Source organism: Mesorhizobium sp. BR1-1-15, from assembly GCF_020165475.1.
GTDB lineage: Bacteria > Pseudomonadota > Alphaproteobacteria > Rhizobiales > Rhizobiaceae > Mesorhizobium.
Map to the genome: position 1 here is coordinate 52794 of NZ_JAIUIF010000013.1, position 12870 is coordinate 65663.

13 protein-coding genes are annotated in these 12870 nt (G+C 63.8%); 3 read left to right on the forward strand and 10 right to left on the reverse strand.

Features of this window, described 5'->3' with window-relative positions; translation table 11 throughout:
* Positions 1–26: 26 nt before the first annotated feature.
* The 3 genes from groL to LB541_RS21015 form a co-directional block, all read right to left on the reverse strand.
* The gene (gene groL, locus LB541_RS21005; protein ID WP_140494274.1) at positions 27–1682 is read right to left on the reverse strand and encodes a chaperonin GroEL; all 1656 of its coding nucleotides are present in this window, start codon (positions 1680–1682) and stop codon (positions 27–29) included.
* 69 nt (positions 1683–1751) lie between these two features.
* Entirely contained in the window at positions 1752–2048 is a 297-nt protein-coding gene (gene groES / locus LB541_RS21010) for a co-chaperone GroES (protein WP_006203049.1), read from the reverse strand.
* A 392-nt stretch (positions 2049–2440) separates the two neighbouring features.
* On the reverse strand, positions 2441–3067 hold the full coding sequence (locus LB541_RS21015) for a TetR/AcrR family transcriptional regulator (RefSeq protein WP_181165128.1): 627 nt from the start codon (positions 3065–3067) through the stop codon (positions 2441–2443).
* Between the two features lie 126 nt (positions 3068–3193).
* Here LB541_RS21015 and LB541_RS21020 point away from each other — a divergent pair, with 126 nt between their 5' ends.
* The 3 genes from LB541_RS21020 to LB541_RS21030 are packed head-to-tail and all read left to right on the forward strand — an operon-like array spanning position 3194 to position 6816.
* Positions 3194–4375, forward strand: coding sequence for an MFS transporter (locus LB541_RS21020; protein ID WP_224619498.1), 1182 nt, complete (start codon positions 3194–3196; stop codon positions 4373–4375).
* A gap of 12 nt (positions 4376–4387) precedes the next feature.
* Positions 4388–5680, forward strand: a complete 1293-nt coding sequence (locus LB541_RS21025) for a D-arabinono-1,4-lactone oxidase (RefSeq protein ID WP_224619500.1) — start codon at positions 4388–4390, stop codon at positions 5678–5680.
* The gene (locus LB541_RS21030) at positions 5677–6816 is read left to right on the forward strand and encodes a DSD1 family PLP-dependent enzyme (RefSeq protein WP_224619502.1); all 1140 of its coding nucleotides are present in this window, start codon (positions 5677–5679) and stop codon (positions 6814–6816) included. Before LB541_RS21025 ends, LB541_RS21030 begins: the two co-directional genes overlap by 4 nt.
* A 139-nt stretch (positions 6817–6955) precedes the next feature.
* On the opposite strand, the gene LB541_RS21035 is transcribed toward LB541_RS21030, so the two are convergent.
* From LB541_RS21035 to LB541_RS21065, 7 genes are all read right to left on the reverse strand, one after another.
* Positions 6956–7411, reverse strand: coding sequence for a DUF2442 domain-containing protein (locus LB541_RS21035; RefSeq protein WP_181165127.1), 456 nt, complete (start codon positions 7409–7411; stop codon positions 6956–6958).
* Positions 7404–7631, reverse strand: coding sequence for a DUF4160 domain-containing protein (locus tag LB541_RS21040; RefSeq protein ID WP_140728229.1), 228 nt, complete (start codon positions 7629–7631; stop codon positions 7404–7406). The genes LB541_RS21035 and LB541_RS21040 overlap by 8 nt, the downstream gene beginning before the upstream one ends.
* A 218-nt stretch (positions 7632–7849) precedes the next feature.
* Positions 7850–8893 (reverse strand): ABC transporter permease, encoded by a 1044-nt coding sequence (locus LB541_RS21045; RefSeq protein ID WP_140565109.1) that lies wholly within the window; start codon positions 8891–8893, stop codon positions 7850–7852.
* Complete coding sequence (locus tag LB541_RS21050) at positions 8890–9687, reverse strand: ATP-binding cassette domain-containing protein (protein WP_140560600.1); 798 nt, start codon at positions 9685–9687, stop codon at positions 8890–8892. Before LB541_RS21050 ends, LB541_RS21045 begins: the two co-directional genes overlap by 4 nt.
* A gap of 85 nt (positions 9688–9772) precedes the next feature.
* Complete coding sequence (locus tag LB541_RS21055; RefSeq protein ID WP_140565111.1) at positions 9773–10780, reverse strand: substrate-binding domain-containing protein; 1008 nt, start codon at positions 10778–10780, stop codon at positions 9773–9775.
* An 85-nt stretch (positions 10781–10865) separates the two neighbouring features.
* On the reverse strand, positions 10866–11771 hold the full coding sequence (locus LB541_RS21060) for a sugar phosphate isomerase/epimerase family protein (RefSeq protein ID WP_224619503.1): 906 nt from the start codon (positions 11769–11771) through the stop codon (positions 10866–10868).
* A 2-nt stretch (positions 11772–11773) separates the two neighbouring features.
* On the reverse strand, positions 11774–12805 hold the full coding sequence (locus tag LB541_RS21065) for a Gfo/Idh/MocA family protein (RefSeq protein WP_140521639.1): 1032 nt from the start codon (positions 12803–12805) through the stop codon (positions 11774–11776).
* Positions 12806–12870: the final 65 nt, after the last annotated feature.

A 12870-nucleotide genomic window follows, 5' to 3' on the forward strand; every position in this document is an offset into this window, starting at 1 on the left:
CCGCATGCATAAAGCAGATGGCTGGATTAGAAGTCCATGCCGCCCATACCGCCCATGCCGCCGCCGCCCATGCCGCCAGGCATGCCGCCGCCAGCCGACTCCTTCTTCGGAGCCTCCGCGATCATGGCTTCGGTGGTGACCAGCAGGCCGGCGACCGAGGCCGCGTCCTGGAGAGCCGTACGCACGACCTTGACCGGATCGACGATACCCATGGCGATCATGTCGCCATATTCGCCGGTCTGGGCGTTGTAGCCGAAGGTCGCGCCCTTGTTCTCGAGGATCTTGCCAGCAACGATCGATGCTTCCGCACCGGCGTTGGCAGCGATCTGACGGGCCGGGGCCTGCAGTGCGCGGCGAACGATGTTGATGCCGGCGGCCTGGTCGGAGTTGACGCCGGTGGCCTTGAGGTTGCCCGAAGCGCGCAGCAGGGCCACGCCACCGCCGGCAACGATGCCTTCTTCTACGGCCGCGCGGGTCGCGTTGAGGGCGTCATCGACGCGGTCCTTCTTTTCCTTCACTTCCACTTCGGTCGCACCGCCGACGCGGATAACGGCAACACCGCCGGCGAGCTTGGCCAGACGCTCCTGCAGCTTCTCCTTGTCGTAGTCCGAGGTGGTCTCCTCGATCTGCTGCTTGATCTGGGCAACGCGGCCCTGGATCTCGGCCTTCTTGCCGGCGCCGTCGACGATGGTGGTGTTCTCCTTCGAGATCGACACCTTCTTGGCGCGGCCGAGCATGTTGAGGCCGACATTCTCGAGCTTGATGCCGAGGTCTTCGGAGATGACCTGGCCACCGGTGAGGATGGCGATGTCTTCCAGCATGGCCTTGCGGCGATCACCGAAGCCCGGAGCCTTGACGGCAGCGATCTTCAGGCCACCGCGCAGCTTGTTGACGACCAGCGTGGCCAAGGCCTCGCCTTCGACGTCTTCCGAGATGATGAGCAGCGGCTTGGAGGTCTGCACGACCGCTTCCAGGACCGGCAGCATGGCCTGCAGATTGGAGAGCTTCTTCTCGTGGAGCAGGATGTAGGCGTCCTCGAGATCGGCAACCATCTTATCGGGGTTGGTGACGAAGTAGGGCGAGAGATAGCCGCGGTCGAACTGCATGCCTTCGACGACTTCCAGCTCGGTCTCGGCGGTCTTGGCTTCCTCGACGGTGATGACGCCTTCGTTGCCGACCTTCTGCATCGCTTCCGCGATCATCTTGCCGACCGACTCGTCGCCATTGGCCGAGATGGTGCCGACCTGGGCGACTTCCTCGGAGGTCTTGATCTTCTTGGCGGCCTTGCCGAGAGCTGCGACCACTTCGGTCACGGCCAGGTCGATGCCGCGCTTCAGGTCCATCGGGTTCATGCCGGCGGCAACCGCCTTGTGGCCTTCCTGGACGATCGATTGCGCCAGAACGGTCGCGGTCGTGGTGCCGTCGCCGGCGATGTCGTTGGTCTTCGAAGCGACTTCGCGGACCATCTGCGCGCCCATGTTCTCGAACTTGTCTTCAAGTTCGATTTCCTTGGCGACGGTGACGCCGTCCTTGGTGATGCGCGGTGCGCCGAACGACTTGTCGATGACGACGTTGCGGCCCTTGGGGCCGAGCGTGACCTTCACCGCGTCGGCGAGGATGTTGACGCCGCGCAGCATGCGCTCACGGGCGTCGCGGGAGAATTTTACGTCTTTGGCAGCCATGTTCAACTCCTGGCAGGGGCTCGGATCGAGCCCGAAGATTCAAGATTCAGTTGATGGAAAGGCCGATATTCAGCCGATGATGCCCATAATGTCGGATTCCTTCATGATCAGAAGGTCTTCGCCATTGAGCTTGACTTCGGTGCCCGACCACTTGCCGAACAGGATGCGGTCGCCAGCCTTGACGTCCAGGGGCACGAGCTTGCCAGCTTCGTCGCGGGCGCCGGAGCCGACGGCGATGATCTCGCCTTCCTGCGGCTTTTCCTTCGCCGTGTCGGGGATGATGATCCCGCCGGCGGTCTTGGATTCGGATTCGACCCGGCGTACGACCACGCGGTCATGAAGCGGGCGGAACTTCGACTTTGCCATGTTTTCTTCCTCGATGAGAACGGTGAGAAACAGTTCCTCCGTCCGGCGAAGCCGGACAATCTACAAAGCCCGGCGGTACCGGACCTGTGGTTAGCACTCACCCAGGGCGAGTGCTAACGTGGCGGTGAAATAGGCTGCTGGCTGGCGAGAGTCAAGGCGCGCGCGAGCGGGCAGCGGCGCGAAATTTTGTTTTCCGCGAAAGCCCGCTCGCAGAACGTGCCAGTTGCCGCTGGCCTTTCATGCGAAATGCGCCGGTTCCTCCCGCAATCGACGGCGAAACAGGCGCGAAGGGGTGCTCTGCCGCTATCGGTCAGAGATCCTGCCGCCCGATACTTCGATACGCAAGACGTGTCGATGTCACGGGAGAGGGGCGCGAAAGCCGCCGCCGAAAACTATAGAAACAGTCTCAGCTGCGTGTGGATGATGGACCTGTAGTCGTCGATCGTGCGCCGGCCTTCCTTCTCGTCCTGCGTCAGTGCCAGCCGCACGACGCCGCCGGCAAGCTGGAAGATCAGGAACACCACGCGCGCGAAGTCTTCGCGCCGGTCGGGCCGCAGCATCGGAGCGACGTGGTCGCAGAACATCTTGGCCTGGTGCCTTGTCTCAGCAATGTCGAGGTTCTGCAGCGCCTTGTCAGCCTGTATCGCGTTCTGCAGATCCTGGATGGCCGGGTCGTCGGCCACGCGCCGGTAATAGTCCTCGATCATGCGGTCCGCGGCAGCCGTCACGTCCTCAAGCCCACTTATTTCGGCGATGATCTCGCCGAAGCGTGCGCGGCTTTCCTCCGAGAAGCGCTCATAGAGCATCGCCAGGATCGCCGATTTGTTGGGGAAATAATGGTAGACGGTGGCGATCGGTCCGCCCGCCAGTGCGCCCACTTCCTTCATCGTCACCGCGTCGATGCCTTTTTCGCCGATCAGCCGCATGGTCGTCGAAAGGATCGCGTCGATGCGTTCGCGGCTCCGCTCCTGCTTGGGCCTGCGCCTCGGCGCCGTCGCCATCCGCCTTGCTTCCGCCATGCGCCCAATCTCTCGCGAGAGCTTCAAAATTCCCGGTTGACAAGAAACATGATCAAGTATCAGTTTCGTAATGCTGACAAGTTGTCAGCTTTTTTATCGCACTGCAAGGACGTTGGGAGGCGCCTCGTGACTGCGACGCAAGCCGTACAAGCGGAAAATGGCGATTGGCTGGTCGGCAACCCGACCGGCGTCGAGCTCGGCTCCGCATTATGGATCGGCTCGGTCGGGCTGCTGATCCTCGGGCTTCAGCCCGTGCTGCTTGGCGCGCTCTACACCGAGGGCCATGTCAGCGGCGATGAACTGGCGCTGGTCGCCACGGCGGAGATGATCGCGATCGCCATCGGTTCAGCCGTGGTGGCGATGCTGCTTTCCGCGCGCAACATGCGCTGGAAAAGCGCCGTCCTTTTGATCCTGCTGGCCCTGGCGAATGTATGGACCGCCCATGCCGCAAGCGCCAATGCGTTGATCGCCGCCCGCGCCATCGCCGGGCTGGCTGAAGGTGGTCTGGTCGCGATCGCCACCGAACTGATCGCCCGTTCGCGACGGGCGGAGCGCATCGGCGGCTATTTCGTGACGCTGCAGACCCTGGCGCAATGTGCGCTCGCTCTGCTTTTGGCACTCTATGTCATTCCCAAGGCAGGGTCGTCCGGCGGCTTCATCGTGCTTGCCGTCGTCTGCGTCGTTTCGCTGGCGGCCGCTTTCACCGTACCCGGTGACTACGCCGACCTGCCGAAAGAGGAGAACCTGGCCAATGTGCTGACGGTTCCGTCGATCACCGCGCTATTGTCGGTCTTCTGCTACTTCATATTCTTCGGCGCGATCTGGGCCTTCCTGGAACCGCTCGGTGCGCAATATGGGATTGATAGCTGGACCGTCGGTCTGATCGTCTCGGCCAGCCTGGCGACGCAGGTCCTGGGCGCGATGACGGCGACCGTGTTCGAGGCGCGCATCGATTACCGCATTGCCATTACGGCCATCGGTGCCGTCGCGCTGGTCTCCTCCCTTGTTCTTGCCAGCGCACCTGGCCTGACGACATTCTGGATCGCCGCCTTGGTCATGGGCTTCATCCTGTTGTTCATCGTACCCTATCAGATCCGGCTGGCGATCACGGCCGACGAGACGCGTACCGCCGTGCTGCTGGTGCCGGCCGCACAGCTCTTCGGCTTGGCGATCGGGCCGGTGGCGGCGTCGCTGCTCATCAATGGCAAGGATTTCCGGCCCGTGCCGGAATTCGCCGCGGCAAGCGCGTTTGCCAGCGTGGCCCTGCTTGGCCTGTTCGTGGCCACTATGCGCCGTCGGCGCGTCTGACGGGACGGCTAGATGTCGACGATCACCGCGCGGAACTGGAGCAACTGGTCGGGCTTCGTGCGCGCCGAGCCGAAGCTGGTCGCCACTCCAACCGACGCCGGCGAGCTTGCCGATCTGGTGCGCACGGGACCTGGGCCGCTGCGCGTGGCGGGTGCTGGCCACTCCTTCACGCCGCTGGTGGCATCGCAAGGCTCGATCGTTTCCCTAGAGAAGATCGAGGGGCTGGTCTCGCACGATGTACAAAGCCATCGCGCGCGGGTGCGGGCAGGGACCCGGCTCGGCCCGCTGATGCACATGCTGCAGGGCATCGGCCAGGGGCTTCCCAACATGGGCGACATCGACCGCCAGGCGATCGGCGGCGCGCTGGGCACCGCCACCCATGGTTCCGGGCCGACGCTGGGTGCTTATCACACCCAGTTGGAGACGGTGCAGATCGTGGACGGACGGGGCGAGTTGCGCGAATTCGATCGGACCCGCGACCAGGACATGATCCAGGCGATGGGCGTTGCGCTCGGCTCCTTCGGCATCTTGACCGAAGTCACGCTGAACAACATCGCGACCCACCGGCTGCGCCGCCGCAAATGGGTGCTGCCGATCGCCGACATGCTGCGCGATTTCGAGATGATGATGGCCGCGCACCGGTCGGCCGAATTCTACTACATTCCGTTTTCCGGCTACGCGCAGTTCATCGCCAGCGACCTCAGCGACGCGAACCCGACCACCAGGCCGACCGACGACGACGAGGCTGGCCTGGCGACGCTACGCAAGCTGAGCCGGGGGCTGCGCCGGCTGCCGTGGCTGCGCCGCTCTTTGATCCGCGGCGCCGTGAAGAAGGTGCCGGCCGAGGATTATGTGCAGGACTGGCTCAACGTCTATGCCAGCGACCGCCAGACCAAGTTCAACGAGATGGAGTATCATCTGCCTTTCGAGGAGGGGCCGAAGGTGATCACGCAGATCATCGAGCTGACCGAGAAGCACTTTCCGGAAGTCTATTTTCCGATGGAGGTGCGCTCGGTGGCACCCGACATGTTCTGGCTTTCGCCCTTCTACAAGCGTCTGACCTGCTCGATCGCCATTCATCACGATGCCGCCAACGACCCTGAGCCCTTCATGCGGGCGGCCGAGCCGATCTTCCGCAGGCATGGCGGCCGGCCGCATTGGGGCAAGATGCACAGCCTAAAGGCGGCGGATCTCAAAAAGCTCTATCCGCGCTGGGATGATGCCATGGCCGTTCGGGGAGACATCGATCCCGAGAACCGTTTCGTCTCGCCCTACATGGCCGGCCTGTTCGGCATCGGCCAATGAGCGGCTATTTCACCGCGCTGTCGGATGCGTTGAGGGCGGCCGGCGTCTTTCAGCCTTGTCTCGTGCTCGACCGCGACCGGCTGGACCGCAACATCGACCTGGTGAAGCAGAGACTGGCGCCCGGCCTTGCCGTGCGGCTGGTCGACAAGTCGCTTGCTTGCCTGCCGCTGCTTTCGCACATCGCCGGGGCGCTCGGCACCCATCGCTTCATGACGTTTCATCCGCCGATCACAAGCGCGGTGCTCGACGCTTTTCCCGATGCCGACATGCTCTACGGCAAGCCGATGCCGGTCGGCGCGGCAAAGCAGGCGATTTCAAGCAGTACCGCCGACTGGTCGCGTATCTGCTGGCTGATCGACAGCGAGGAGAGACTGGCGGAATACGGCGCTCTGGCCGCCGAACTGGACATCGGGTTGCGCATCGCTTTCGAGATCGATGTCGGGCTGCATCGGGGCGGGTTCCCGGAACCGCGCGCGCTGTCGAAGGCATTGAACGCGCTGCCCGCCCGGCTGCGCTGCGAAGGCGTCATGGCCTACGAGGCGCACGCGCCGCACATTCCCGGTCTGTTCGGCGGTCCCAAAAAGGCGCTGGCAGAGGCGTCGCAGCGGGCCGCGGCGTTCATCGCGGCTCTCGGCGAGGACCAGCGCCGAATACTGAACATCGGCGGCTCGAAGACGGCACTGCTTCACCATGGCGGCATGGCCAACGAAGTGTCGATCGGGTCGGCCTTCGTGCTGCCCGGGGATTTCGACACGCCCGGCCTCGACGGCTTCCAGCCCGCGGCCTTCATCGCCACGCCTATCCTCAAGGTGGTCGAGCCGATGCTGCCAGGCCCGCCGGCGGTCACCCGCCTGCTGCAGACGGTCGGCCGGTTTCCGCGCAAGGGTTGCTATCTCTATGGCGGCAAATGGATGGCCGAACCGGTGTTTCCCGAAGGCATGGAGACCAATGGCCTGCTTGGCCTTTCCTCGAACCAGCAGTTCATGGGCCTGCCCGGCGATGCCACCACCAGGTCAGGCGACTACGCCTTCCTGCGTCCGACGCAAAGCGAGGCGGTGCTGCAGCAGTTCGGATCGATCGCGGTCTTTTCGGGCGACAGGCTCGTGGACCGCTGGCCCGCGCTGCCGATGGGGTAGGCATGGTGCCTCGTTACGATGAGGTCAAACCAGACGCTTCGATGCAACAGACCGGCCGTCAACCCAAAGCCACGATGCGCCGGCGGCCAGCAGCCGCATGCTTGGAACAGTCAGCGAGCCTATCCGCCTCCAGACGGGGTCATCGTTGACCGGCCTTCTCGGCGAGATATCGAGTAGCCAACGCGATTGAATTGGGGATCGGTGTCGATCCTCTATAGTTGGCAATTTGGCGCCTGGAGATTTCCAACTGGAGCGCCATCCCCTCAAGCGAGAATTTCAGCAGATCGTCCATGATATGGCGGAATTCCCGGTTCTCCATACCAATTGAGGGCAGGGTATCGATCCATTCGGCTGACAACTCGATTCCCCCGTCCCACTCGATTGCATTGCCGTCTTCGTTAACCCGCATGGTTCCAAACAGCTCGTCATCGTCGCGAAGCGGAATGAAGTGTCGATGGCTATTCAACACTGGATTCAGGTCAACCGTATTGGAGCGGCCGTCTCGCCAGGTGATGCGCACGCGGCGGCCATCAATCATGGTGACCGAGGCGATCCTGGGGAGCGGATTGCCGACTGTTACGATATCGTCAACCATTGAGGCGGGTCCATTCATTGCGCAACTCCTCTTCATGCGAGTTAGCCCAAGCGATTACGGCATCGAGGTCTTTGCGACGCATTTGGCCACGCAACACGTTCCATGAGCCAATCCTGATCAGGACTTCATACTTACCCTTCAACGCGTGAAAGTGAGGCGGGTTATGGTCATCCGCAAAGACCTGAATCTTGATGCCGTCGAGAACCTTCAAAGTGGGCATGTGGCTGTTCCAGCGCGCCAAACTTAATGCAGAGGGTGCACTAAATCAAGCGAAAGTGCACTGGGTGCACCAAAGCGTCGCATTTCATCAGTTTGATCGATATTGCGCGTGACGTAAATCGACGACCCCGGCCCTGCGTTCTCGTCCGCGCGGCCGCCGTTGTCGCTACCGGATTGAGCTCGGACGGTCGCGCCGAACGGCCGGCCTTGGGTAGCGTTTCAGCGGTAGCGCGCCTGGTTCCAGCGGTGGCCGAGCAGCGACAGGATGATGATCAGCCCGTTGAAGAACTGCACATAGAAGCCGCTGAGGCCGGCGGCGACGACGCCGGTCTGGATGAACGCCACCGTCAGCGCGCCGATGGCGCCGCCAAACACGGTACCGATGCCGCCCCAGGTCGGCGTGCCGCCGACGAACACCGAAGCCAGCACCGGCAACAGATAGCCGTCGCCGGCGGTTGGCCACCAGGTGAAGTTGATCATCGTCGAGAAGGTGCCGCCGATCGCGGCCCCGATACCGACGAAGACGAACACCTTGACCTTCACCCGCTTGACGTCGATGCCCATCTGCTGGGCGCTGTCGGGATTGTCGCCGACCACCTTCACCTGCGCGCCGAAGCGGTGGCGGTTGTAGAGCAGCGCGGCGAACACGACGAAGGCGAGCGCCCACAGGATCTGTACCGGAATCCCGTAAACCTGGCTGGAGAAGATCGTATAGGTCCAGCTTTGCCCGAGCGTCGGCAGCGCGGTCGACTTGCCTTCGTTGATGATCTGGATCAGCCCGCGCAGCAGGAAGTTCATGCCGAGCGTGGCGATCAGCGACGACAGGCTGCCATAGACGACCAGCACGCCGACCAGGAAGCCGAGCAGCATGCCGGTGGCGAGTGCTGCGACGATGCCGAGGAAGGGATCGTAGCCGGCCTGAACGACCAGCGCGAAAACCCAGGAGGCAAAACCCATCGTCGCCGGAAACGACAGGTCGATTTCGCCGGCGGTAACGACAAAGACCAGCGGCACGACCACGAACAGCGCCACCGGCAGCGTGGTCAGCACCGAGCTGTAGAGGAACCAGGTGGTGAACACCGTCGGATTGGCGATGGTGAAGGCGACCATCATCACCACGAAAACGCCGAGCGTGCCCAGCGCCGCGCGATTGTCGAGAACGAAGCCGCGCAGCAAATGATCCGACGGGTGCTTCCACGCCGCTTCGCCCATTTCGGTATGGGGCGAGGGAGCCTGGCGATTGGGCTCGGCGATGTTGCTCATGGCCTTGTGTCCTCCGCGCGCTGGGCTTCGCCCAAGCCGGGCAGTCCGCCGGGATGCGCGAGGTCTTCCATGAAATTGACGAGCGTGTCGGCCGACTTGATGTCGCGCTTGTCGGCCTGCAGCGCCACAGTGCCACGATCGAGCACGACGAAACGGTCGGCGATGTCGAAGACATGGTGGATGTTGTGGCCGATGAACAGGATCGAGCGCCCGCTCGCCCGCACCTGGCGCACGAAGTGGAAGACCTTGGCGGTTTCGGTCAGCGACAGAGCCGTTGTCGGCTCGTCGAGGATGATCAGGTCGGCCTGCTTGTAGATGGCGCGCGCGATCGCCACGCCCTGGCGCTCGCCGCCGGAAAGCTGGCCGACGACGGACTGCGGCGTGAACACTTTCGAAGTGAAGCCGATCTCGCGCATAAGCCGGCTCGCCTCCCTGATTTCGGTGCCGACCTTCAGCCAGCCGAGGAAGCCGGTGAGTTCGCGTCCCATGAAGATATTGCGCACGATGGTCTGCTGCACGGCCAGCGCCCGGTCCTGGAACACGGTCTCGATGCCGGCGTCGCGCGAGCGTGCCGCGTTCCAGCCGGTGACCGGCTTGCCGCGAACGAGGATCTCGCCGTTGGTCGGCTTGACCGCGCCGGCGAGGATCTTGATCAGCGTCGACTTGCCGGCGCCATTGTCGCCGATCAGTCCGACCACCTCGCCGCGGTCGACGCTGAGATTGACCCCGCCAAGCGCGTAAACCTGGCCGTAGGATTTCGTGATGTCGCGCAGTTCGATGATGCGTTCGGCCATCGGGTCCTCGCTTGCTTGTCGCATGCCGGGCCTCGCCGGCGGTCCCGCCGGCCGGGCCTGAGCCCCCGGCCGGCGGCTTGGGAGGTCAGCGCAGTGCCTGCTTGGCCAGTTCGGCGACGATCTTGTAATTCTCAGGCGTGACGAAGCCGGCGCCGGTATCGACATTCATCGGTGCCAGCCCCAGCACCACTTGCTGGCAGAGGCTGAGGATCGGCAGATAGCCCTGCATGAACGGCTGCTGATCGGCGGTCAGCTGCACCCAGCCGCCCTTGAAGGCCTCGACGATCTGCGGGCTGGTGTCGAAGCCGAAATTGAAGATGTCGCCCGGCTTCCGGCCCGCCGCCGTCATATAGGTCTGGACGTTGCCGAGCATCTGTCCGCCGGGGTAGCCGACGGCCTTTACGCCGGGGTTGTTGAGCAAGGCGGCGGTGATCACCGGGATCGCCAGATTCGGATCGGCCGCCCATTCGGTTGCGGAATTGATTTGAACGACATCGATGCCGGCCTCTTTCAAGGCGGAGACGGTTCCTCGCTCGCGGGCGCCGCGGCTCTCATTCTCGAACGGGCCGATCATGATTGCCTTGTCACCGGCCTTGAGCTTGGCCAGCTTGAAGGCTTCCGCGCCGAGCGCGCGGCCCTGCTGTTCCTGCTGCGCGCCGACATAGCCGCCGCCGAAGGCCGTCACCACCGTCGGCACCGGCACGTTCTGGTACATCATCTTGATGCCGTCCTTATGCGCTTGTTCGGCCAGCGGCATGATGGCGGCGTCGCCGGGGTGGCCCATCATGGCAATACCGTTGGGCTTGACGGCGACCGCCTCGCGCAGCTGCTGGACCATTTTTTCGATGTCCCAGCCTGAGAAGATGTAATCCACTTTCGGTCCGAGATCGGCCGCAGCCTGCTTGGCGCCATTGTAGACAATGGTGCCGAAAGCGTCGCCCTCGGCGCCGCCGACGAAGAAACGGATGTGGACGTCCTTGCACCATTGCGCGTCGAGCGCCTGTGCCGGCAAGGTGGAGATGGCGGCGGCGAGCGCCGTGGCGGTCGCCACCACGGTCGTGCGCAGAAGTGTCGTTCTCTTGGCGATGCTCATGCACGTTCCTCCCTTTTGTCCTCGCGAGCGAGGGTTTCGACATCTGCTTCGGCAATCCCGTCCGGCTCCTCCCGCCGGCCAATCCTCACGTCGGGTTCGGCAGGTAGCTCAGGCCTCCCCTGCATTGCTGGAGGTATTCCAGCGCGCGGACCTGGCCTGTCATTTCAAGATCGTCGCGATAGACCGGGTCGTGCCAACCTTCGATGTCGATGGCGCCCTTGTATCCGGCCAGCCGCAATTCGCTGATCACCCGCGTCCAGTCGCTGTCGCCGAAGCCGGGCGTGCGCATCTGCACGAAGGGCAGGCGGCCGAAGACGCCGTGCTCGCGTATGACATCCCAGCGCACCGTCGCGTCCTTGCCGTGGACATGGAAGATGCGATGCGCCCATTTGCGGATCTGCGGGATCGGGTCGATCAGATAGACCAACTGATGGCAGGGCTCCCATTCCAGACCCAGATTCTCATCCGGCAATTCGTTGAACATCAGTTCCCAGGCGTCCGGATTATGGGCGATGTTCCAGTCGCCGGCGGCCCAGTTGCCATCCATGGCGCAATTCTCGAAGGCGATGCGCACGCCCTTGTCGGCCGCGCGTTTGGCCAATTCGCCCCAGACTTCGCGGTAGCGCGGCAGGCTGTCGGTCAGCGGCTTGCCGCGGATGCGGCCGGTAAAACCGCTGACCAGATTGGTGCCGAACAGATGCGCGCTGTCGATCGCCGTTTCCCAGGCCTTGAGCACGCCGCGGTCGGTGTCGCCGCTCTCGAGTGGATTGCCGAACACGCCGATCGAGCTGACGCTGACATCGGCATCGCCGATCGCGTCGCGGATCTCGCCGGCGAGCCGCCCCAGGTCCTTGCCGCCCAGCGTCTGCCAGAAGAAGGGCTGGACGCTCTCGAAACCGAGCGGCAGGATCTGCCTGATATAGGCGGCCGGATCTTCGAGATTGGCCCGCACCATGGTGCCGATCCTGATGTCGAGAAGCGGGTCCGCCATGGTCATCCTTCCTGCCTGGGGATTTCGATCCGGCGCCCGGTCTCGGCGCTTTCGATGGCCGCGAAAACCATGGCCAGGCTCTTGATATTGTCGGCGCCGCGCGTCTCCGGCTCGGTGCCGGTTTCCACGGCGCGGACGAAATCTTCCATGACGCCGAGATGCCCGCCGATGCGGTCGGCAGGGTCGAGCGGCGGCACCGCTACCGGCACGACCTTGTCGAGCAGGCCTTCGCGTTCCGGCAGCACGGCTTCGGCCTTCAACTCGTCATGCCCATCCCAGGTCAGGCTGCCGCGTTCGCCGACGATGCGCCAGCTGCCTTCCCAACTGGTGCGAAAACCGTCGGCGCACCAGCTGCCGCGGTAAGTGAACATCTTGCCCTGGCCGAGCTCGAAGGTGGCGCTTGCCGACGATCCCTGCCGGTACCAGGAATTGGACGGCTCCCATTCCCGGCAATACACTTCGGTCGGCTCGCCATCGACCATGTAGCGGGCGGCGTCGAATGTATGGATCGCCATGTCGAGCAGCAGCACATGGCGCATGCCTTCGCGGAAACCGCCGAAATGCGGCGCAATGAAAAAATCGGCATGGATGCTGGTCGCAGCGCCGATGGCGCCGGAGCCGAGGAAGCGCCGGATGCGCCGGACGTTGGCGACGTAGCGGCGGTTCTGCACCACGGCATGGACGCGTCGCGCGCGCCGCGCATCGTCGATGATGGCGCGCGCATTGTCCGGGCTGTCGGCCAGCGGCTTTTCCGTCAACAGATGACAGCCATGGGCAAAGGCCGAATTCGCCACGGCGCGACGGGCGGCAGGCACGACCACGTCGAACACCGCATCGGGTCTGGTCTGGGAGAGAACGACGTCGAGATCGGTCCCGATCGCGACCCCGGCGAGGTCGTATTCGCGTGCCCGCTGGCGCGCCCTGTCGGCGTCGAGGTCGACGAGACCGACGATCTTGACGGCAGGGGATTGGCTGATGGCCTCGAGCCAGGTTTTGCTCATGGCTCCGCACCCGACCAGGACGACGTGCATCATCCAGCGCTCCTCCGGCCAACCCCTCCTGGCTGGCACCCACGGCAGTCCGTAAATGACTTCCGTAA

Excerpts from the sequence above, each read along its gene's own strand:
- LB541_RS21045 (WP_140565109.1), bottom strand. The coding sequence starts at position 8,893 with ATGAGCAACATCGCCGAGCCCAATCGCCAGGCTCCCTCGCCCCATACC.
- LB541_RS21065 (WP_140521639.1), bottom strand. The coding sequence starts at position 12,805 with ATGATGCACGTCGTCCTGGTCGGGTGCGGAGCCATGAGCAAAACCTGG.
- groL (WP_140494274.1), bottom strand. The coding sequence starts at position 1,682 with ATGGCTGCCAAAGACGTAAAATTCTCCCGCGACGCCCGTGAGCGCATG.
- LB541_RS21040 (WP_140728229.1), bottom strand. The coding sequence starts at position 7,631 with ATGCCCACTTTGAAGGTTCTCGACGGCATCAAGATTCAGGTCTTTGCG.
- LB541_RS21025 (WP_224619500.1), top strand. The coding sequence starts at position 4,388 with ATGTCGACGATCACCGCGCGGAACTGGAGCAACTGGTCGGGCTTCGTG.
- LB541_RS21050 (WP_140560600.1), bottom strand. The coding sequence starts at position 9,687 with ATGGCCGAACGCATCATCGAACTGCGCGACATCACGAAATCCTACGGC.
- LB541_RS21060 (WP_224619503.1), bottom strand. The coding sequence starts at position 11,771 with ATGGCGGACCCGCTTCTCGACATCAGGATCGGCACCATGGTGCGGGCC.
- LB541_RS21055 (WP_140565111.1), bottom strand. The coding sequence starts at position 10,780 with ATGAGCATCGCCAAGAGAACGACACTTCTGCGCACGACCGTGGTGGCG.
- LB541_RS21015 (WP_181165128.1), bottom strand. The coding sequence starts at position 3,067 with ATGGCGGAAGCAAGGCGGATGGCGACGGCGCCGAGGCGCAGGCCCAAG.
- LB541_RS21030 (WP_224619502.1), top strand. The coding sequence starts at position 5,677 with ATGAGCGGCTATTTCACCGCGCTGTCGGATGCGTTGAGGGCGGCCGGC.
- LB541_RS21035 (WP_181165127.1), bottom strand. The coding sequence starts at position 7,411 with ATGGTTGACGATATCGTAACAGTCGGCAATCCGCTCCCCAGGATCGCC.
- groES (WP_006203049.1), bottom strand. The coding sequence starts at position 2,048 with ATGGCAAAGTCGAAGTTCCGCCCGCTTCATGACCGCGTGGTCGTACGC.